Here is a 22186-nt window from a genome sequence, read left to right on the forward strand (position 1 = left end):
TCGATGCTTTTATTTATTAAGATAAATTATGTGCTAGTTACACAAATGAATAATAAATTGAGTTTGTTGTTTTAAATGATTTAATGAATCGCCAAGGAAAATTTGCATTACTACAACGAAGCCATTTTGAAACATATGAATAAGTATCGGAACAGAAATTCGTTTTGTTAAAGTATAAGCTAATGAAAGTATCATCCCCATACCAAAATAAATAAGAATAAATTTAATATCATTATGCGCTAATGCAAAAAGTAAAGAACTTACGATAGAAGCAATTAAGAAGGCAATGATTCTATTTCCTTTAATTCGATCATATAGTTCACCAAAGAACACTTTTCTAAATACATATTCTTCTAAAATAGGGCCTACAACAGAAATTAATATAATAAAAATAGGGAGTTGTTTTGCTACAGCCATTATTCGTTGAGTATTTGGACTTTGTTGTGGTTGACCGAAAATCCATATGTTAATCACACCTACAATAACTTGATATAACATAACTATGAAAAAGCCAAGTACAGCCCATGGGATAATATAACGTTTTGATTCTTTATGTTCTTGCTCTAAGTTTGTAGGATTCTTAATTTTGAAATGAAGAAAGATGATTAAAATTGCTGCAATTATAAATAAGATAACTTGAGTATACACTCCAGCCCTAGCTAAAGCCATACCTGATAAACGATTAAATATAGGCGTCTGTGCTAGAACTAAGGGTAAAAATTGTGCTAAAGCGTATATAAATAATGTTAGTATTGCCACCCAAATTCTTGCCATTTGAAACCTCCAGATTAAATATCAATAATTCTTATTTTATCGTAAAAAACTCAGATGTACAAAAGTAAGAGAATGTTTTTACTTGAAATATTGACCAAATTTGATTATTATAAAAATTAGGTTAGCACTCATTATATTAAAGTGCTAAATAGACCCTGCTAAGGAGGAACAATCATGCTTAAACCATTAGGAAACCGTGTGATTATCGAAAGAAAAGAACAAGAAGAAACAACTAAAAGTGGAATCGTTTTAACTGATAGCGCAAAAGAAAAATCTAACGAAGGTGTTGTAGTTGCGGTAGGCAGCGGACGTCTTCTTGATAATGGTGAGACAGTTGCTCCCGAAGTAAAAGAAGGTGATTCAGTAGTATTTCAAGAATATGCTGGATCAGAGATTAAACGTGGAGAAGAAACTTATTTAATTTTAAATGTAGAAGATATATTAGCAATTATAGAAAAGTAAAAATAACTATATAAAAATTGTCAAAAAAATGATTAATATTAATGGAGGTCGTATAGATGGCTAAAGATCTTAAATTTTCAGAAGATGCTCGACAAGCGATGTTACGTGGTGTGGATAAACTAGCAAACGCTGTTAAAGTAACAATTGGTCCTAAAGGTCGAAATGTTGTATTAGATAAAGAATATGTTGCACCTTTAATTACAAACGATGGTGTAACAATTGCCAAAGAAATTGAATTAGAAGATCCATATGAAAATATGGGTGCTAAATTAGTTCAAGAAGTAGCAAATAAAACAAATGAAATTGCTGGTGATGGTACTACAACTGCTACAGTATTAGCACAAGCAATGATTCAAGAAGGTTTGAAAAACGTAACAAGTGGTGCAAATCCAGTTGGTTTACGTGAAGGCATTGATAAAGCAGTCAGAGTAGCAGTTGAAGCATTACATGATATTTCTCAAAAAGTTGAAAATAAAAATGAAATCGCACAAGTAGGTGCAATTTCTGCTGCTGATGAAGAAATTGGTAAATATATTTCTGAAGCAATGGACAAAGTAGGTAATGACGGTGTTATTACAATTGAAGAATCTAATGGACTTGATACGGAACTAGAAGTTGTAGAAGGTATGCAATTTGATAGAGGTTATCAATCTCCATATATGGTAACAGATTCTGATAAAATGATTGCGGAATTAGAAAGACCATATATTTTAGTTACAGATAAGAAAATTTCATCATTCCAAGATATACTACCTTTATTAGAACAAGTTGTTCAATCAAGTCGACCAATCTTAATTGTGGCAGATGAAGTCGAAGGTGATGCATTAACAAATATTGTATTAAACCGCATGAGAGGAACATTCACTGCTGTAGCTGTTAAAGCACCTGGCTTTGGTGATCGTCGTAAAGCAATGTTAGAAGATTTAGCAATATTGACTGGCGCAACAGTGATTACAGATGATTTAGGATTAGAATTAAAAGATGCTTCTATTGATATGTTAGGTACTGCAAATAAAGTAGAAGTAACAAAAGATAATACAACTGTTGTTGATGGTGATGGAGACGATAACAGTATTGATGCACGTGTAAGTCAAATCAAAGCACAAATTGAAGAAACTGATTCAGACTTTGATAGAGAAAAATTACAAGAACGTCTTGCTAAATTAGCTGGTGGCGTAGCAGTGATAAAAGTAGGTGCTGCTTCTGAAACAGAATTAAAAGAACGTAAATTACGTATTGAAGATGCGTTAAATTCTACACGCGCTGCAGTTGAAGAAGGTATTGTTGCAGGTGGCGGTACAGCATTAGTTAATATCTATAATAAAGTTGAAAAAATAGAAGCGGAAGGCGATGTTGCGACAGGTGTTAATATTGTACTTAAAGCTTTATCAGCACCAGTACGTCAAATTGCTGAAAATGCTGGATTAGAAGGTTCAGTTATTGTTGAAAGACTTAAACATGCTGATGCAGGTGTCGGATTCAATGCTGCTACAAACGAGTGGGTGAATATGCTTGAAGAAGGTATTGTAGATCCTACTAAGGTAACACGTTCAGCTTTACAACACGCTGCAAGTGTTGCTGCAATGTTCTTAACTACTGAAGCGGTAGTTGCAAATATCCCAGAGCCTGAAAGTAATGATAATGCTGCAATGGGCGGTATGCCAGGTATGATGTAAAAACGCCTATAAATGTTGATATATCAATGTTTTGTGTTTTTACTGGTCATAATTTAGTTATAGAAATTTAGGAAATATAATAAAAAGACTGATAAGTTCATTTTGAAGTGTGCTTTGTCAAATAGACAAGTAAATAATTAAAAGATATGGTTGGTTTTGTTTTATGCAAAATCAGCCATTTTTAATGTTAGTTTTTTATATTAAAAAAATGGACATATTCTTTAATTATTTGTTTAGCTTCACTGATATCTTTAAATATAATTTAAATATTTTTTACATAAAACTTGTCGAAATTTTACATCTTTTGATTTTCAACAATTTTATTTAATATACAAATTGAAAAAAAGAAAAAGATAATAAATAAAAATGCTAAATTTAATAATCAAAATAATAATATAGATTAATATAGTGATAAAAGAATTCTTGCTTTTTATATTTATGTTGTTATTTAATTTTCTGACGGTTTTGATTATAGAGTGAATCTGTACTGAAATATTGATTAGTTAATTCAAAATGATCCAGTTAAAGGTGATGTGTGGGCTAAATAGTATGCAAATTTATTAAATGTTAATCCTAATATGAATATTGAACTAGCGTCTTCATTTGAACGTGGTGCTAGTAATGAAAAATTCAAAAAACAAGGTGGAACACTGATTTATACTACATGGAAAGATGGAATGAACCCTATTAAATACTATAGTGACTTAATAGGAAATAGAAAAGTATGAGTTTTATATTGGAGTCTATGGCAAAAAATGATTGTCTTAGATTCTTTATATATATTGGATTTCTTATAAAAGTTTTTAAATATAAAAATTATATAATTTTTATGATATTTATTTTAAGTGTTTCGAAGTATAATGATATCAAAGATATAAATAAACATTGACTTTTAAAGGAGAATCAACAATGAGGATTAATATTTTACAACATACCCCTAATGAAGGTCCTGGAGTTATCAGAGATTGGGCTACCGAGCATCACCATGAATTATATATTTATCATCCTTATTTTAATGGCGGTATCATTCCCAATGTTAAAGAAACAGATTTACTTATTATTTTAGGAGGACCCATGAGTCCTAATAATGAGGATAAATGGATTTTTGAAGAAAGAGAATTAATTCGCAATTTAATACAGCAAAATAAGCCAATATTTGGTATATGTTTTGGCGCTCAACAAATTACTAAAGCACTAGGATATACTGTAGGAAAATCTCCAGTAAAAGAAGTCGGTTGGAATAAAGTTTATCTTGAGTCATCCATCATTCCTAATATTCCAAAAGAATTGATGGCATTACATTGGCATGAAGAAACATTTTATATACCTAAAAATGCACAATTATTATTTTCAAGTCAATATTTAAAAAATCAAGGATTTATTTTGAATAATAATATTATCGGACTACAATTTCATTTTGAATCAAGTGCTCATGATATAAAAGAGATTATCATGAATGATGCTTCATACGCGGTTGATTCCGTATTAAATCAAACGTCAGAACAGATTCTTAACCAAGAAGTACCAAAAGAGAATAAAGAAGTAATGTTTAAATTATTAGATTTTATTACAAGTCATTAAAAAATAGCGAGAGCCTTCCTGGTTAGGTCTCTCGCTATTATACTTTTATGTTATTTTAAGTCATCAATTGCTTTAGCAATAGAATCAAAAACATGTGGAATATCGTTTTTTTCAACACAACTAAAAGCAATACGAATATCTGTATCATTAAGTGCAATAATACCAATTGAGTATTTATCGATTAAATGAACACGAAGTTCTTCAGGGTTAACACCGATTACTTTAAGTGCCATAAAATATCCAGAGTTAAAATCATATGCTTGCCAATGTTGTTTATATTTTTCATCATAAACTACTTCTTTTGTTACTTCATAACGCTCTTGTAGTGTTTTTACATTAGCTTGTATTTCTTTATCAAATTGTTCATGGTTCTCTAGTATATATTTAATTGCACTTTGAGAAGGCATTGCTCCACTTGAAATATTACTTCTAATTAATCCTTTAACTTTAGCCTCTAATACGTCTTTAGCTTTTTGATTATTTAATCCAAATGTAAGGAAGCCAACACGTAAACCCCAAGCAAAAAATTCTTTAGTTGCACCGTCAAGGCGTATCGGTAGAATGTTTTTTGAATCTAATTGAGTAATTGCAGTAAAAATAGATTGTGTATAGACATCTTCATAAAATAAACCATAGTATGCATCATCTACGACTGTAATCACCTTAGTTCCTTTTTCTGCTAAGCGTTCAATTGCTGAGACAATTGTATGAACTTCTTCTTGAGTAGGTGTATAGCCTGTTGGATTATTAGGATAATTTAAGATAATAATTGCTTTATCTTGTTTAAAATTATCTAAAGTAGATACAAGTGAATTTGTTGTATAATGTCCATCTTGATCGAAAATAGCATAAGTTTCAATATTTGCATTATGTCTTGTATTAAAAATAAGTTTATAGTTTCCCCAGTTATGTGTTGGTAATAAAATTGTATCTTCATCATTTACAAATAAGTCAGCAACTAAAGATAAACCATGTGTTAATGCATTCGTCACGATTGGACGGCTTATAGATGAAGCTTTTAAACTAGGATTTTCTTTTAACATTTTTTGTTGCCATAAATCTCTTAAAGTTTCAATTCCTTGTGGCGGAGCATATGGGAAAATCTCATCCGGAGAAAGATGATTGTAGACATCAAATAATGTGTCTGCATACATTTTTCCTTTATCATTAGTTGCCATACCAATTGTTGCATTGTATTTTGTTGATTTGGCTTCTGCAGACTGAGACAGAATACCTTTGGGATAAAACATAGATTGACCTAATCTCGATAACATGCTTAATATTTCAGGACTGTCATCGACTAGTTGATCGTTTAAATGTTGTGCTAAAGGATTCATTTTCATAACCTCGCTTTAAATTGTTATTCACATTATATATTATCTTGAATTAAACAAAATATAAAGTTTTCTAATAAAAAATAAATCAGAGAAGTGTTTTATTCACAAACGGAACATATGTTCTGTTTGTGTGTTAAAATATATATAGGTCATCATGAGATATGACACTTTACTTTGTGGAGGTGTAGTGTAATGTCGTGGTTATTAGAAGGTTTAGTCACACTTATAACAGGGAGTATGCTTATTATATTTCGAGTTTGGTTAGAAACTAAGTGGAAAAATAAATAAGATGACCTTACACAAAAACCCCTTAACTTGATGTGGCAAGTTAAGGGGTGTGTAATGTAATTTGTGGATATAACACTATCTTAACATAGAGCATATACAATTCAATTTTAATTAAATAAATGATTAATGCATATAAAATAAAAAATTTGATATAATTATCATAATGAGGTGACTAAAAATGATGAAACACCTAACAAAAATTTTTGTAGGTTTAGCTATTGTTTTGTTTGTCATTGGATATTATCTACAAGCCACTGGACATGAAAGTCAAGGTATAAAGTTATTATTGGCTGCCATTATGTTTATGATATGTGCATTTATTAATCGTAGCAATGACAGACGTAAAAATAAAAAGTAACATATGAAAACTATGATGCAATTACCACTGTAATACTGTATCATAGTTTTTTTGTTTAACTATGTTTATAGTGTATATACAACTTATGTCTTAAGAATACTGATTTTATCTTATTTTTATTATTTCACTTTACAAATCTGTATATACTGTATATATTATTTATATACAGTTGTAAAGGGGGACATAAATGAAAGTTATTCTAAAAAACACCAGTGAACAGCCCATTTATGAACAAATTAAACAACAAATTAAAGAAAATATATTAAAAGGTTACGTTGAAGCTGGAAGTCACTTACCATCTATGAGGGAACTGGCGAAAGATTTGCAAGTCAGTTTAATTACAACAAAGCGTGCCTATGAAGATTTGGAAAAAGAAGGGTTTGTCACAACAATAAGAGGTAAAGGAACATTCGTAAAAGAACAAGACAGTTCAATTTTAAAAGAAAAACAATTTTTTGTAATTGAACATCTTGCGCGTTCCATGGTAAAAGAAGCAAAAACAATTGGTATGCCTCTAAAAGAATTAAATGAAGTTTTAGCTTTAATTTACGAGGAGGAAGATGAATGAAAGCGATTGAAGTTAAACACGTAAGTTATAACACTAAAACTTTCCAAATCAAAGATCTTTCATTCAGTATTCCTCAAGGGTTTGTTACGGGCTTTATTGGGAGTAATGGTGCTGGCAAGACAACAATGATTCGATTAATGATGGATTTGCTTGAACCTAATACTGGAGAAATTAAAATCTTAGGACGACAAATGAAAGAGTCGGCAAAATGGATTAAAAATAAAATTGGTTTTGTTTACTCAGAAATGTATTTCAACCAACAATGGAATATAAAAAAACTAGAAAATATGATTTCTCCTTTTTATTCTAAGTGGGATAGTCATATATTCCATCAGTATTTAGAGCGATTCAATATACCAAGTCATCTTAAAATTAAGCATTTCTCTAGTGGAATGAAAATGAAGTTATCTTTAGCCATTGCTTTAAGTCATCACGCTGAGTTATTTATATTGGATGAACCAACAGCAGGTTTAGATCCAATTGTAAGAAATGAAGTTCTAGAAATATTGCAGCAAGAATTAATAGATGAAAATAAAACGGTTTTTATTTCTACTCATATTATTTCAGACTTAGAAAAAATAGCAGATTATCTTGTATATATAAAAACAGGTAATCTTGTACTTGAAGGCTATTGTGATGATATAAAAGAGAAATATTTTATCGTAAAAGGTGATAACAAAGATTTAGATGATGAATTAAATCAACTCCTTTTATATAAAGAAGAAAAGCATACAGGTTATGTTGGTTTTACAAAACATGGTCAAGCATTTAAGGAACTATTTGGAAAACAAGTTGAAATAAAACATCCAACGATTGAAGAATTAATGATTTACCTTGAGAAAATGAAAGAAACTAATGATGTTGAAACTCAAAATAGAAATGGGTTGATGACATGAAGCAACTAATAATAAGAAATTTTAAGTTAAGACGTTGGACACTTATCATTTATTTAGTGCTTATTGTTATTAATCCTATTTATACTCTATTTTTTTCAAAAACAAGCTATGGTTTCGTTGTATATACTCCACTTGCCATTACATTAATGATTATAAGCATTTTAGATTCAGGACAATTATTTAGAGTACATAGACGATTAGGTGGAAAAGAGTCGTATCTTTTTTATGAAAGCTTACCAATAACTAAGAAAGAATTGCTTAATGCAAATTATCTGACATGTATTATATTAACGATTTTAGGAACATTGATTATTGGATTATATAATTTTCAATCAACAAATATTCAAGTAAATGAGTTGCGTTATTCGACAGCACTTTCATTTTTGAGTGTAAATTTATTTAGCATTCCTATTGCTTTTAGTAAAAGTACAGAAAGAAAAAGAGAATATATTTCTTACACTGTTTATATTATTTTAATGGTACTCGTTATACCGATGGCAATTGCATTTATCTTTTTGGCTATTAATGTATTCATTTTTCATAATGCACTTGATCCAAATGTATTTAATAAATATTTAAGTATTGGATTAGTTATTATAAGTGTGATTTGGCTAGTTACAAATTATTTTATTCAAATAGCACGTATTAATCGTCGCTAGAAAAAAGGAGGACTTTTATGAAATTAGAAAATATTACTAAAACATACGGTAATAATAATGTTTTAGACAATATAGATTTTGATTTTGGAGATAGCAAAATTGTAGGACTCATTGGTAAAAACGGTGTAGGTAAAACTACACTGATGAAAGTGATGAATGGAAATATTATTAATTACAAAGGTAAAGTTAATTTAAAAGATGATGAAAATATTGGCTATCTCATTGAACATCCAAAACTTTATGATAATAAAACGGGGCTTTATAATTTAAGACTCTTTGCTCAGGTGCTTGGTCAAGGATTTGATAAAGCCTATTCAGATAAAATTATAGATGCTTTTGGTATGCGTCCTTATATTAAGAAAAAAGTTAAAAAATATTCAATGGGTATGAAACAAAAATTAGCGATTGCCGTATCATTAATGAACAAACCAAAATATCTTATTTTGGATGAACCTACGAATGGTATGGATCCAGATGGCTCAATCGATGTTCTAGAAACGATACAATCTTTAGTAAATGAATTAAATATGAAAATTCTTATTTCAAGTCATAAATTAGAAGACATCGAATTGATTTGTGATAGAGCTGTCTTTTTAAGAGATGGACATTTCGTTCAAGATGTCAATATGAAAGATGGTAGTGCAGAAGAAAGTACCTCTATTACGTTGGACAATGATGATTTTGATCAAGCGCTAAATTATTTACAAGAACATTTTAATGTTATTCATTCTTATAAACAAAATGGAGAAATTCTTATTAAAGCAGAACGAGATTATCGAACATTGCTTAAAGCGCTCGCACATATTAATGTGTATCCTAAATATATTGAAACACGTAAAAATTCGCTTCGAGATACGTACTTTAATATTAATCAAAGAGGTGACCATTAAATGAAGAGTTTACAATTAGTTAAATATGATATATTAAGTTTTTTAAAAAGTTATTTAACATATATCGCGCTTATATGTATTTGGGGTATCATCACAGCAATGACTGTACTATTAGCAAAAAATACTGATAAAGTCGATTATTCAATGATATTACCAATGGCAAATTGGATGTTTTTATTCTTTGGTTTACTTGTTGTTATTAAAACAATTACACGTGACTATTCTCAAGGAACGATTCAACTTTATATGAATAAAGTGAAAAATAGAGTAGGTTATGTGATAGCAAAAACGATTTCGATTATTATTTTTTCGTTCTTATTTACACTTATCACGTATGTTACACTTTTAGTTATTCAAACTTTTACAGATGGTAAAAATTTAAATGGAGATAAATTCCTAACAAATATTTGGTTCTATCTTATCTTTTTACTATTTTTTGGACTATTATTATTCTTAATTACTTTAATTGTACAAAAACCAGCAGTCATTTTTACATTAGGTATCTTTTTAGTGTTTATCGTACCATTTTTACAACCATTTTTAGGTTTAATCCCTGAATGGGGCGATAATATTCAAAAATCACTCAAATATATACCTTTTAGTTACTTAACAGAAAAATCATCATCAGGTAGTATTAAATTTACGAATTGGCAATGGTTCATTTCTATTGCATCTATTGTTATTTTATTTATCGCTGATGTACTTTATGCTGCTAAACGAGACATTTAAATTAATAACTTTTTAATAAAACTGGCGACGATACGTTCAATTTTTGTCGCCAGTTTTATTTGCATTGAAAGGTACTTTAATATTTTTTGAATATAATCATAGTTATGATATATTAAAAAAAATAAGTATATAAGTGGTGGTCCTATTGCATATTCAAAATAGATGGGTTATCTCAATTTTATTTATTGTCATTTCTTTATTAGTTGTACTAGGATTGACAATTTATAAAAATGAAAAAACGGTTGATTTAAGTGATGTAGAAATTAATCATTTAAAGCTTAATGAAACGTTTGATAACTCAGAATATAGTTTAAATAAGCATGTGAAATTAGATAGGTATGTTTTTTATAATCATAATAAATATAAAAATTTAACAATAAAAGTCAAAAAAAAACATCACAAAATTAAAGGCATTATCTTAGTTAAAGATACTTTTGTTAACACAAATTTTGATGTTCATATAGGTGACCAAATCGATGCTGTTATAGATAATCTAGGTTATAACTATGACAAAGATAAGGTAGGTAAAGGTTATGATGCTTTAGTGTATCTTGATAAAGATCATCACATGAAATTATCAATTTTATATAAAGATAATATTGTTAAGCGAATTGAATTCTTTAGTCGTTGATAGTTAATAAAAATAAATTTATATTTTAAGAAAGTATGTGAAAGAAAATGGATAAAATTACTTTTTTGAATGAACTGGAAACGGAGCTTGATGATTTACCACGTAAAGAAAAAGATAAAGTAATGAATGAATATGAAGATATCTTTTATAATCAAGAAACAAAAGGCAAAACAGATGCTCAAATATTAGATGATTTGAAAAATCCTTATACTATTGGAAAAGAAATAAAAGCTAAAGAAGCAATTTCACATGCTAAAGTTACACCTAACTTTCGTAATATTGTAAAAGCTATTATGGCATCATTAAGTTTGGGTGTTATTTCTTTTTTCTTAATTGTTATCCCAATTATAATATTCTTAATATTTCTAGCCTTTGTTTTTGTCATTTCAATTGTGCTTATTTGTTTACCTATCTTATTAATTATTATTAGTATCCTTAAAGGCACTCCTGACTCTTTTAGTAATTTTCTTTATAGTATTTCTTATGCTGGAATAGGTATATTAGTGTTCGTTGCAATAATAAAAATTGTTCAGAATTTATATAAACTTGTTTTAAAATATTTATCATGGTATATAAAAATAATTAAAGGAAGAATCCAGTGATGAAAAAGTTAACAATAAGTGGATTAGTTATATTTGTTGTTTTTTTTCTAGCAGCAACGTTGGTATGGTTTGTTCATGATAAAGATATTTATAAACGATTGAAATATAATGAAACGTTTCATCAATCATCTATCTCCAAATTGAATATAGATAGTTATAGTTCTGATATCACTATTACTCAAGGTTCTTCATTTAGAGTGAAATATTACGGGGACAATAGTATAAAAGTGAACACTCAAAAAGACAGCTTAAATGTAAAAGAATCACGTTCTTCTAAAAGAGGATATAGTTTTAATTTAAACCCTTTTAAAAGAAGCAAGTTCAACATACATATAACCATTCCACCTAATAAATTAAAACAATTAAATATTGATGCTAAATTAGGAAAATTAAATATTAATAACATAGATATCAAAAAAGCTAGAATTAGAAAAGACGGAGAAAATTTAAATATCAAAGAAGCTAAACTTGATCATATTGATTATTATAGTGATCATGGAACAATTAATATAAAAAATAGTGATATAAAAAATAGTCAATTTAAAGTAATAAATTCTAATATTGTGGTTAATCATTGTACCTTGAAAAATGGATTGTTCATTACAAATGAAGGAAAGCTTGACTTTAAAAACATGCCAAGTCAAATTGATATGAAGAGCTCAAGTAAAAAAGGTGATATAAACATTGATTATAAAACCAAGCCTAAAGACACCTTGTTAAAACTACATCCAGGAATGGGTGACAATAACATCAAGAATCCTTATTTTAAAGATAGCAAAGTAGGTAAGAGTTATAATATTATAGAGTGTTATAACGTTAAAGGTGATATAAATATTAAATAGAATGAAAAAGATTAGATAAAACGTTGACTAATTAAATTTTAAAACGTTTATCTAATCTTTTTTCATTAATGCGTAGCAAATGTTAAATCAGTATCTAGCTTTCCAGTAAATTCTATTACGTCAAGTTCTTGACCATCTAACCATGATTGAAAGTCGATAGATAGAGGAGGTCTATTCTCACCTAAAGTCATCCAAGCTTTTAAATGTTTAGGTTCATACATTGATGTATGAATCGTTCCTGACCAACTTTTAAACAACTTACTATAAATGTCATATTTAGGATCATTAAAAAGTTTAAACGCAGTATATTTATCTATATCTTCTGACGTTTGACTAATTGTGCGAGCAAGACGTTCTTTAGATTCTTTGGTATAGTTACGATTTTCATGTGTTAATATTTCAAAGTGATTAGTACAAACTTTATCATATCTAACATCAAATGAGCGTGGCGTAATTTCAACAATTGCATGATTTAAATGCTTATCCATTAAAATATAACTAAATGAACTTCTATGGGGTAACTCTTTTAGAAATTGAATTGCTTCTTTTACATCTTTACAATATTCTAAGACAAGTCGTCCTACCATATAACATACAAATCCATTTGCAGGATGCTTACGGTGCATAAAATTATATCCCATTACAAGACCTGCTTCATTCATGCCATCCATCCGACCAGTTACTCTAGATGTTGGCCCTATTTGCGCGAGTCCACCATCATTTGGTTGATAAAGAAGATATCTGCCATCATATGTAGCAGGATGATAATCATAATTACGAACCATATAATCTTTACCTTGAAACACTGTACATCCACTTTCATTTAAATCAGTAAAACGATAGTGACCGAAATTTAAAATCATTTGTTTAGTCGGTAAATTTAATATCTCTTGCATTCCTAATAATTCTTCCCAGATTTCTGGTGCATACGTTTGGAAAATGCTATATGTTTCATTAACATCAATGTCAAAACGAGGCATACGTTTCTTCCATTCACGTTCTCTATTTTCTAGTAAGGGCGTCTGTTTTAACCACTGAGCAGTTTTGATACCTAAATCAAAATGTGATCCACGAAAGGTCATAATATCTGACTTAACTTCTTGCATGAAAAATCCTCCTATCATTTGTTTTATTATTTATATTGAACAATAATTTATATTAAATTTAAAGTCTTATAATGTTTATTTATATATGATAGTAATTCACTGTGTAAATAAGACAAATGTCATTCATTATAAATAAAGAAAAATATTTGATTTTTTAAAAATCTTTAATTTTAGGTTTGAAATAATATATAAAAAGGTATGTATTTAATCATAACGTTAACTATGTTAAAATGATTTAATGTAAACGTATTTATTTTAAGTACAGGGGTGAAACATAAATGTGGGATTTCATTAAAGGTTTATTTAAATTCTTATTAAGCTTTACAGCTATTACAACACTAGTTGTTGGTGTAGTAGTAGTAGTATTTGGCTTTATTTTCAAAAAAGACTTTGAAGATATCGAAAGAAAAACAAAAGAAATCGTATCTGATATTGAAAGCAATAATGCTTAATGCAACGATGTACCATATACCAGTAATTTCATTTGAAGTTACTGGTTTTTTTTATTACTCTTAAATAAATACAATTAGCTAGTATAAATGTTAATGATATTGAATATAATGGAGGTATTAAAATGACAACTAAAGGTTATGTGGGATCTTATACAAAAAAAGAAGGTAAGGGTATTTATATATTCGAACTTAATGAAGATAACGGAGAAATACAATCAGTAGATACAGGATATGATATCGAAGCATCGACGTATCTTGCTCAAACTGAACAATTTTTATATGCAATTACTAAAGAAAATGAGGCATGTGGTGTAGCTGCATTTAAAAAAGATGAGAATGGTCAGCTTACACTCATTAATAAATGTTTAGCTTCAGAGAATGGAACAGGGTGTTACATTTCCGTTTCTAGTGATCATAACTTCTTATTCGAAGCGGTTTATACTGCTGGAATAGCACGTATATATCAACTTAATCCTGACACAGGCGAAGTGGTAAAATTAATTGAAGAGTTAGAACATAGTTATCCAACTGGAACACATGAACGTCAAGATCATAACCATGTTCATTTCATTAGAGAAACTCCTGACCATAAATATGTAGCTGTGACTGATTTAGGTGCAGATAAAATTGTAACATATACATTCGGAGTTGAAGGATTTAAAGAACATGCGGTATCAAAATTCCATGCTGAAGATGGACCGCGTCATATTGAATTCCATAATAATGGGAAATACGCATATGTTGTTCATGAATTATCTAATAGAGTAAGCGTCGTACAATATCATGATGGAAAATTTGAAGAAATTGAACGTCATTTAACGATTCCTGAAGATTTTACTGGAGAAACTAAATTAGCAGCTGTGAGACTATCTCATGATGAACAAAATCTATATATTAGCAATCGTGGACATGATAGTATAGCGATATTTACAGTAGTTGATGATGGAAAAGGAATTAACCCGGTTGAAATAGTAAAAAGTGGGGGAGAATTTCCAAGAGATTTTAATATTACTGAGTCAGATGAATACCTTGTATGTGCGCATCAAGAAGGAAATTACGCGTTAACGGTATTTAGACGTGATACAAATAGTGGTATGTTGATTGCTACTGACAATCAGTATACTGCACCTGAAGGTGTATTTGTTGATTTCTCGAATTCATCGTTATAGATAAAAAATACCCCTATAATGTAAACACTTGTAAAGTGAGCCATTATAGGGGGTTTTTTATAAGTTTTTGAAAAACGTTCTAATATATTTGAATTTACCTTTATAAGGGGGATAGATAATACTCGAATCGAGTCGAGTAGATTTAAAAATATATGATTTCATATGACTAAATGTATCAAATGAATATTTGCCATGATATGCGCCAATTCCTGAAGCACCTACGCCACCAAAAGGTAAATTTGGGTTAGCTAAATGCATTAAAGTGTCATTGATTGCACCGCCACCAAATGACAATTCTTCTAGCACACAGTTCGTTGTATTTTCATCTTCACTAAATAAATATAAGCTTAGAGGTTTAGATTTGCTTTGAATAATATCTATCGCTTCATTAAAATCATCGTAGACGATGATGGGTAATAATGGACCAAATATTTCTTCTTCCATAATTTTAGATTGTGGGGTAATACCGTCTAAAATTGTAGGTTCGATATATTGTTCATTTTCATCAGTATGTCCACCAAAAATAACTTCGTTACGATGTATTGCTAATAATTCAGAAAGTCGATTGAAATGTTTTTTATTAACAATACGTCCAAAATCAGGACTATTTTGAATATTTTTGCCATAGAATTCTTCAATAGATTTTTTAAATGCTTGAATTAATTCATTTTTAACTTTTCTATTCACTAAAATGTAATCTGGTGCTACACAAGTTTGACCAGCATTGGTGAATTTACCAAAGCTAATACGATCACTTGCTACTTTAATATTAGCAGTTTCATCTACAATCACTGGTGATTTACCACCAAGTTCAAGTGTGACAGGAACTAAATTTTTACTTGCTGCTTCGTAAACAATTCGACCTACATTTTCGCTACCAGTAAAGAATATATAATCAAATGGAAGATTGATTAATGTTTGAGTTTCTTCAACGCCACCTTCAACAACAGCTACAAAATCGCTTGCAAATACATCCTCAATCACTTTTCGCACTACTTGTGCAACATGAGGAGTAAGTTCAGAAGGTTTAATGATTGCGTTATTACCAGCTGCTATAGCACCAATAAGAGGTTCGAATAAAAGTTGTACAGGATAATTAAAGGGACCGATAATTAATACTGTCCCATAGGGCTCAGGTTTAATATAACTCTTTGATGGAAACATAAATAGGGGTGTATCTACTTGCTTAGTTTTAGCCCAGTTTTTTAATTCTTTACGAGCTGTTTTTATACTTTTTAAAAGTATACCAATTTCAGTAGCATACGCTTCTACTGAACCTTTCCCTAAGTCTATCTTTAACGACTCTAGTAATTCTGTTTCATGGTTTTTAATACTTTTACTTAATTGTTTTAATTGTTGTTTACGAAATTTGATATCTTTAGTTTGATGTGTTTTAAAAAACTGTTTACTTTCTTGAAATTGTTTTTCTATTAAATTCAATTGTAGTACCTCCTGTACAGTCAATCACAATAGCGTTATAGTGTGATTGATTATATGATTTTAGTTAAATGTATCCAAGGTTAAAACATTTGAATGAATGATTAAAATAAATTAAATAAGGCTGAGAGTTAAGTAACTTACTATCTCAGCCTTATTATATAGGAATTAAAATATGAATTATTTAGTTAAAACTTCAGTGATTTGAGGTACAACTTGTTTTTTACGAGAAACTACACCCGATAAGAAAGCCATACCATCATCTAATTGAACATTGAAAGCTTGACCAACTTTATCTTTTTCAGCCCCGACAGCTAAAATTTTAGAATCACTATTAATAATATCAGTGACAACTAATACAAATAAATCATATTTTTCGTTTGCACTTGTTTCTAACATTGCTTTTTCCAATTCATCTTTACGATTTAAGACTTCATCAATATCTACAGTATTGACTTGAGCAATACGAGTAACATAATCCCCCATATTAAATGATTTAGCATCCATATTTAATAACTCTTCAGCAGATTTATCAGTTGTGGAAGCACCTGCTTTCAACATTTCTAAACCATATTCATCTAAATCGACATTAGCAATGTCTTTTAATGCTTTAGCAGCATTTACATCTTCTTCAGTACATGTTGGAGATTTAAATAATAAACTATCTGAAATAATAGCTGAAATCATTAATCCAGCAATTTCAGGTTTAATCTTAAAGTTACGTTCTTTATACATTTTATAAAGAATTGTAGCAGTACAACCTACAGGTTCTGCACGATAGTATAAAGGACCTGCTGTTTCAAAGTTCGCAATTCTGTGATGATCTACGACATTCACAATATTCGCTTTAGCAATAGTTTCAGCACTTTGTTGGAATTCATTGTGGTCAACTAAGATAACGTCTTGACCTTCTAAATCATCATTTAATAAAGTTGGTGCATCAACTTTAAAATAATCTAATGCATATTTTGTTTCAGCACTCACTTCACCTAAGCGATAAGGAGTGGCTTCAGAATTTCCAGTTTGTTGTTCAAAATCAGCCATGATAATAGCTGAAGATATTGCATCTGTATCCGGATTTTGATGTCCAAAAATATAAGTTTTTGCCATTGATTTATTCACCCTTATTTTTTAAATTTATCTTTATTTTAGCATGTTTTAATTGATAACTTCTACCTTTGCACCTAATGAGTTTTTAAAATGAGCTAAAGCGAACTGATGCCCCTCTTCATTAAATGATGCAACACCTTGTTCAGGGATAATAATATGATAACCTAAATTATAAGCAGAAATTGCTGTATGGAGTACACATATATCAGTACATACACCTACAATTTCAACAGTATCAATATGTCTTTCTCTTAATAAACTATCTAAAGCAGTACCATAAAAAGAATCATAACGTCGCTTATCTAAATAATGTACAGTATCTTCATTTTTATATTTGTCAAAAAATGATTTTACCTTACCATATAATTGACGACCTGAAGTGCCTTCAATGTTATGTGGTGGGAATAATTTAGTTTCAGGATGATACGGGTCTTCTTCAAAATGTAAATCCATCATGAAAAAGATATTATCATGTTGATGTTGATATTGATTGAGTCTTTCTACAATAAACTGTTCAATATCTTGGCCTGGTTTACCACAAGTTAATCGGCCGTCATCAGCGATAAAATCATAAGAATAATCTACAACAATCAATGCTTTGTTAGTCATAATAAACATCCCTTTCTTAATAAATGTTTGAATACCTTAAAAAATGTATAATATTAAATTATAAATATAGTATAGCTATACACCATTATGGTTACAAATATATTTAATAACAACATAAGATAGGGGATAAAAAATATTGATCAATGCACAGGATTTTGGTTTAAAAGGAAAACATAAACGAAGAGATACTAAAGCTATACAAAAAGCACTTAATGCCGCAAGATATGGAGAACATACAGTTTATATACCATCTGGGACTTATTATATTAGTAAAGCATTAGTGATATATGATCATACCACTTTAATATTAGAAGATGATACCATCTTGCAGCGTCACTCGAGAGATGCATTGTTAAAAAATGGTAAAAAATTTGGTTTCTATCATGGATATCAAGGAAATGGTCATATTAAAATAAAAGGTGGTATATTTGATATGAACGGTTCAAAGTACCCCTACAATAATACCGCAATGTCTATAGGCCATGCTGAAGATATCGAGTTAATAGATATTACAGTACTTGATGTTGTAGGTGGACATGCACTAGATGCTTGTGGAATCAATGGTTTATATATTAAGAACTGTAAGTTTAAAGGCTTTTTTGATGTAAATGGTGATCGCTCATTTTCTGAAGCAATTCAATTAGACATTCAAGTGCCTGGGTCATTTCCTAAATTTGGTACGACTGATGGCACGATTACCAAAAATGTTGTCATTGAAGATTGCTATTTTGGAAATTCAAACCAACCTAAAATGCAAGCTTGGAATAGAGCGATAGGCTCTCATGCCAGTCGTTATAATCGCTTTTACGAAAATATTCATATAAGGAATAATGTGTTTAACGGAATGAATGAATATGCATTAACTCCGTTAAAATCAAAGACAATGTTTATCTCAAATAATACCTTTATAAATTGTAATGGTGGTATTCGTTTTCTTGGAGTTAAAGATGGGAAAAATGCGGCTGATGTTTCTACAGGACAAGTTCAAAAGACTCAAGCTGGAGATAATTTGACTGTAACCGGTAATCATTTCGAAGGAGAAATGAAAAGAGATGCTATACACGTGAGAAGTTATAATAATGTAAAACATACTAATGTTTTTATTGCAGGTAATTCGTTTAATCATTCGACACAAAGATTACATTTAGAAGATATTTCTAATTTGACATTTAATCAAAATGATAAAGTTAAAGTTAAAAAAATTAATATTGATTAGTATTTAATTTAAAAAGATATAATTATAGATGAAAAATAAATGATACGCGCTTTATTATGATATATAATAAAGCGTTTTCTTTTATGTTATAATATCATTATATATTTTCAAAAAAGTCAGATTTCTATGAGGCTTGTTTGCAATATAATAGGTATCAAATCAACTTTGTTGAGATGATGCCATATTTCTAAAAATAGAATATATAAAGTTAAGTTTCTAATTTTAAAGGGGGAGAATTAGATGACTAAGCAATCAGGTTTTCGAAGAAATGCACAATACTTAACATTTTTTTCTAAAAAAGATCATACAAATCAATCTTATTCTATGGGGCAATTATTGGGGCTCATTTTAGGACCGTTATTGTTTGTTCTTATCTTATCATTCTTTCATCCAGTAGAACTTCCTTTCAAAGGGGTATATGTTTTAGGAATTACGGTGTGGATAGCTATTTGGTGGATTACAGAAGCGATACCAATTGCTGCAACGAGTTTTTTACCACTCATACTTTTGCCTTTAGGACATGTACTTTCGCCTGAACAAGTCTCTTCTGAATATGGTAATGATATTATCTTTTTATTTTTAGGTGGTTTTATTCTTGCAATTGCTATGGAAAGATGGAATTTACATACACGTGTAGCTTTAACTATTATTAGATATATTGGAGCAAGCACGAGTAAAATATTATTAGGCTTCATGATTGCTACAGGATTCCTATCAATGTTTGTATCAAATACAGCGGCTGTTATGATAATGATACCTATTGGTTTAGCAATTATTAAAGAAGCGAATGAGTTGAAAGATGATGACGTTAAATCAGATAGTATTTCGAAGTTTGAAAAATCACTTGTCTTAGCTATTGGTTATTCTGGGACCATCGGAGGATTAGGTACACTTATTGGAACACCGCCACTCATTATACTAAAAGGACAATTTGAACAACATTTTGGACAAGAAATTAGCTTTGCTAAATGGATGATTGTTGGTATTCCTACAGTCATTATTTTAATAGCATTAGCATGGGCTTATTTAAGATTTATCGCATTTAGACATGATTTGAAGTATTTACCGGGTGGTCAAACATTGATTGAAGATAAACTCAATCGTCTTGGTAAAATGTCTTATGAAGAAAAAGTGGTTCAAGCTATTTTTATTCTTGCAAGTTTACTATGGATAACAAGAGAATTTATTTTAAAAAATTTTTCAATAACATCTGAAGTTGCAGACGGTACAATTGCAATATTTATTTCTATTTTTCTTTTTATATTTCCGGCTAAAAGTAAAGAAAAGCATAAGCGAATTATTGATTGGGAAGTGGCAAAAGAATTACCATGGGGTGTACTTATATTATTTGGTGGAGGCTTAGCTTTAGCAAAAGGAATTTCAGAAAGTGGTTTAGCAAAATGGCTAGGTGAGCAACTAAAAATGTTAGATGGGGTGCATCCACTAGTAATAGTTATTGTCATTACAATATTTGTGTTATTTTTAACAGAAGTGACTTCAAATACAGCAACTGCTACAATGATTTTACCTATTCTTGCTGCGCTATCTGTAGCAGTAGGTGTACATCCAATGTTATTAATGGTACCCGCAGCTATGGCAGCAAACTGTGCTTACATGTTACCAGTAGGAACACCCCCAAATGCTATTATATTTGGATCAGGTAAGTTGAGTATTAAAGAAATGGCTAAAGTAGGAGTTTGGGTTAATTTAATTTCTGCAGTGATTATTATAGTAGTTGTTTATTTCTTAATGCCATATATTTTAGGATTTGATATTTCTGATACATTAAATTTAAAATAAAATTAAATATCTTGAAATCATATATTCATTATGTATGTTTTATCTTAATATTTTAAATAAATATATAAAAAGAGCCTGGGACATCATGAATTCATGAGTGGTCCTAGGCATTTTTTATATGATGCGGCTAGGTTTTCAGAATGAAAGGATACATTCAACACAAATATTATCCACTCCCTTTTATTGACGATGAAAAGCACCAATAATTTTCACTGAAAAATCTAATGTTTCTAATATTGATATAACTTTATTCAAATTATCTGATAGCCCGGTATCTGCTTGTACGAAGAAGCGATACATACCCAGTTGAGTTTTCAATGGTCTTGATTCAATCCATGATAAATTAATATCAAATAATGCAAATGTAGTCAGTATATTTGCCAGTAATCCAGCTTTGTCATACTTAGGGGTAATTAATAGCATTGTGTTATTCGTTTTAGACTCAAAGTCATTATCATTTTTTATGACTAAAAAACGTGTAACATTATGCGGGTAATCTTGAATATTATTCTCTATAGCAGTATATCCGTACATTTCACCACTACCTACAGGGACAATGGCTGCTACATCCGAGGAGATTTTTTCTAATCCTTGAATCGTACTCTCAACATAATCGTAAGAAAATTGATGTTTTTGAATGTATTGGCTTGTTTGACTGATGGCTGGTGCGATAGAGTATACCTTTTTTATATTTTCTATCTTTGAGTCCCTTGTCGCATATAAACCAAAATTAATATCTAAATGTATTTCCCCATGTGCAAAAACATGTTGTTGAGCTAGTGCATCTGCCACAATGTTTATAGTTCCTTCAATTGAATTTTCTATGGGTACAATTGCTACAGATTGAGCGTCACTATTTACTGCCTTAATGACTTCATATAAATTAGACTTTGGTATGAAGTTAAAGTTATCTTTTGAAAAATATTTTTTAGCAGCTAAATATGAAAATGTACCTTCGGGACCTAAATAATATAAATGCATGATGAATTGTCAC

The 22186-nt window shown here is 29.7% G+C and carries 24 protein-coding genes and 1 pseudogene; 18 read left to right on the forward strand and 7 right to left on the reverse strand.

Going from position 1 to position 22186, the window contains the following annotated elements; all coding sequences use genetic code 11:
- Window positions 1-33 precede the first annotated feature (33 nt).
- On the reverse strand, window positions 34-774 hold the full coding sequence (gene mroQ, locus NR218_RS03755) for an intramembrane glutamic endopeptidase MroQ (RefSeq protein ID WP_019835511.1): 741 nt from the start codon (window positions 772-774) through the stop codon (window positions 34-36).
- Between the two features lie 174 nt (window positions 775-948).
- Here mroQ and groES point away from each other — a divergent pair, with 174 nt between their 5' ends.
- The 4 genes and pseudogenes from groES (at window position 949) to NR218_RS03775 (ending at window position 4493) form a co-directional block, all read left to right on the forward strand.
- Window positions 949-1236 carry a co-chaperone GroES gene (gene groES, locus NR218_RS03760; RefSeq protein ID WP_017175272.1) on the forward strand — a complete coding sequence of 96 codons (288 nt, stop codon included), beginning with the start codon at window positions 949-951 and terminating at the stop codon, window positions 1234-1236.
- Window positions 1237-1292: 56 nt separating this feature from the next.
- A complete protein-coding gene (gene groL / locus NR218_RS03765; RefSeq protein ID WP_017175271.1) occupies window positions 1293-2912 on the forward strand; it encodes a chaperonin GroEL in 1620 nt (539 codons plus the stop codon).
- Window positions 2913-3430: 518 nt separating this feature from the next.
- Window positions 3431-3640 (forward strand): annotated as a pseudogene (locus NR218_RS03770) (hypothetical protein); the annotation flags it as partial.
- A gap of 181 nt (window positions 3641-3821) precedes the next feature.
- Complete coding sequence (locus NR218_RS03775; protein ID WP_019835509.1) at window positions 3822-4493, forward strand: type 1 glutamine amidotransferase; 672 nt, start codon at window positions 3822-3824, stop codon at window positions 4491-4493.
- 50 nt (window positions 4494-4543) lie between these two features.
- On the opposite strand, the gene NR218_RS03780 is transcribed toward NR218_RS03775, so the two are convergent.
- A complete protein-coding gene (locus NR218_RS03780; RefSeq protein WP_017175267.1) occupies window positions 4544-5830 on the reverse strand; it encodes an aminotransferase class I/II-fold pyridoxal phosphate-dependent enzyme in 1287 nt (428 codons plus the stop codon).
- Between the two features lie 192 nt (window positions 5831-6022).
- Between NR218_RS03780 and NR218_RS03785 the strand changes: the two genes are divergently transcribed.
- From NR218_RS03785 to NR218_RS03830, 10 genes are all read left to right on the forward strand, one after another.
- Entirely contained in the window at window positions 6023-6118 is a 96-nt protein-coding gene (locus NR218_RS03785; protein WP_017175266.1) for a Trp-rich small protein, read from the forward strand.
- A 181-nt stretch (window positions 6119-6299) separates the two neighbouring features.
- Window positions 6300-6476 carry an SE1626 family protein gene (locus tag NR218_RS03790; protein ID WP_002455099.1) on the forward strand — a complete coding sequence of 59 codons (177 nt, stop codon included), beginning with the start codon at window positions 6300-6302 and terminating at the stop codon, window positions 6474-6476.
- A 187-nt stretch (window positions 6477-6663) separates the two neighbouring features.
- Window positions 6664-7044: a PSM export ABC transporter transcriptional regulator PmtR gene (gene pmtR / locus NR218_RS03795; protein ID WP_002450053.1), complete on the forward strand. Its 381-nt coding sequence runs from the start codon at window positions 6664-6666 to the stop codon at window positions 7042-7044.
- Window positions 7041-7940 carry a phenol-soluble modulin export ABC transporter ATP-binding protein PmtA gene (gene pmtA / locus NR218_RS03800; RefSeq protein ID WP_054105548.1) on the forward strand — a complete coding sequence of 300 codons (900 nt, stop codon included), beginning with the start codon at window positions 7041-7043 and terminating at the stop codon, window positions 7938-7940. Before pmtR ends, pmtA begins: the two co-directional genes overlap by 4 nt.
- Window positions 7937-8599, forward strand: coding sequence for a phenol-soluble modulin export ABC transporter permease subunit PmtB (gene pmtB / locus NR218_RS03805; protein WP_061544635.1), 663 nt, complete (start codon window positions 7937-7939; stop codon window positions 8597-8599). The genes pmtA and pmtB overlap by 4 nt, the downstream gene beginning before the upstream one ends.
- Window positions 8600-8616: 17 nt before the next feature.
- Window positions 8617-9489 carry a phenol-soluble modulin export ABC transporter ATP-binding protein PmtC gene (pmtC, locus tag NR218_RS03810; RefSeq protein ID WP_002450019.1) on the forward strand — a complete coding sequence of 291 codons (873 nt, stop codon included), beginning with the start codon at window positions 8617-8619 and terminating at the stop codon, window positions 9487-9489.
- The gene (gene pmtD, locus NR218_RS03815; RefSeq protein WP_071560641.1) at window positions 9490-10218 is read left to right on the forward strand and encodes a phenol-soluble modulin export ABC transporter permease subunit PmtD; all 729 of its coding nucleotides are present in this window, start codon (window positions 9490-9492) and stop codon (window positions 10216-10218) included.
- A 145-nt stretch (window positions 10219-10363) separates the two neighbouring features.
- A complete protein-coding gene (locus NR218_RS03820) occupies window positions 10364-10849 on the forward strand; it encodes a hypothetical protein (protein ID WP_002450066.1) in 486 nt (161 codons plus the stop codon).
- 47 nt (window positions 10850-10896) lie between these two features.
- Window positions 10897-11451: an HAAS signaling domain-containing protein gene (locus NR218_RS03825; protein ID WP_002455102.1), complete on the forward strand. Its 555-nt coding sequence runs from the start codon at window positions 10897-10899 to the stop codon at window positions 11449-11451.
- Window positions 11451-12293: a DUF4097 family beta strand repeat-containing protein gene (locus NR218_RS03830; RefSeq protein WP_145429707.1), complete on the forward strand. Its 843-nt coding sequence runs from the start codon at window positions 11451-11453 to the stop codon at window positions 12291-12293. Before NR218_RS03825 ends, NR218_RS03830 begins: the two co-directional genes overlap by 1 nt.
- 65 nt (window positions 12294-12358) lie before the next feature.
- On the opposite strand, the gene NR218_RS03835 is transcribed toward NR218_RS03830, so the two are convergent.
- Complete coding sequence (locus NR218_RS03835; RefSeq protein ID WP_145429708.1) at window positions 12359-13399, reverse strand: C45 family autoproteolytic acyltransferase/hydolase; 1041 nt, start codon at window positions 13397-13399, stop codon at window positions 12359-12361.
- A gap of 278 nt (window positions 13400-13677) precedes the next feature.
- On the opposite strand from NR218_RS03835, the gene NR218_RS03840 reads away from it, so the two are divergent.
- A complete protein-coding gene (locus NR218_RS03840) occupies window positions 13678-13851 on the forward strand; it encodes a hypothetical protein (protein ID WP_093514810.1) in 174 nt (57 codons plus the stop codon).
- A 122-nt stretch (window positions 13852-13973) separates the two neighbouring features.
- Window positions 13974-15020: a lactonase family protein gene (locus tag NR218_RS03845; protein ID WP_145429709.1), complete on the forward strand. Its 1047-nt coding sequence runs from the start codon at window positions 13974-13976 to the stop codon at window positions 15018-15020.
- A gap of 57 nt (window positions 15021-15077) precedes the next feature.
- On the opposite strand, the gene NR218_RS03850 is transcribed toward NR218_RS03845, so the two are convergent.
- The 3 genes from NR218_RS03850 to NR218_RS03860 all read right to left on the reverse strand — a co-directional run bounded on the left by NR218_RS03850 (window position 15078) and on the right by NR218_RS03860 (window position 18176).
- A complete protein-coding gene (locus tag NR218_RS03850; protein WP_145429710.1) occupies window positions 15078-16460 on the reverse strand; it encodes an aldehyde dehydrogenase in 1383 nt (460 codons plus the stop codon).
- A 177-nt stretch (window positions 16461-16637) separates the two neighbouring features.
- Window positions 16638-17567 carry a manganese-dependent inorganic pyrophosphatase gene (locus NR218_RS03855; protein ID WP_145429711.1) on the reverse strand — a complete coding sequence of 310 codons (930 nt, stop codon included), beginning with the start codon at window positions 17565-17567 and terminating at the stop codon, window positions 16638-16640.
- 48 nt (window positions 17568-17615) lie between these two features.
- Window positions 17616-18176 carry a cysteine hydrolase family protein gene (locus NR218_RS03860; protein WP_002450084.1) on the reverse strand — a complete coding sequence of 187 codons (561 nt, stop codon included), beginning with the start codon at window positions 18174-18176 and terminating at the stop codon, window positions 17616-17618.
- A 133-nt stretch (window positions 18177-18309) separates the two neighbouring features.
- Here NR218_RS03860 and NR218_RS03865 point away from each other — a divergent pair, with 133 nt between their 5' ends.
- Window positions 18310-19392 carry a glycosyl hydrolase family 28-related protein gene (locus NR218_RS03865; RefSeq protein ID WP_039984319.1) on the forward strand — a complete coding sequence of 361 codons (1083 nt, stop codon included), beginning with the start codon at window positions 18310-18312 and terminating at the stop codon, window positions 19390-19392.
- Between the two features lie 240 nt (window positions 19393-19632).
- Window positions 19633-21192: an SLC13 family permease gene (locus NR218_RS03870; RefSeq protein WP_145429712.1), complete on the forward strand. Its 1560-nt coding sequence runs from the start codon at window positions 19633-19635 to the stop codon at window positions 21190-21192.
- Between the two features lie 180 nt (window positions 21193-21372).
- Here the strand turns inward: NR218_RS03870 and pheA are convergent, their stop codons facing one another.
- Window positions 21373-22173 carry a prephenate dehydratase gene (gene pheA, locus NR218_RS03875; protein WP_145429713.1) on the reverse strand — a complete coding sequence of 267 codons (801 nt, stop codon included), beginning with the start codon at window positions 22171-22173 and terminating at the stop codon, window positions 21373-21375.
- Between the last annotated feature and the right edge of the window lie 13 nt (window positions 22174-22186).

It is taken from the genome of Staphylococcus sp. SUC_1.2 (assembly GCF_026222585.1).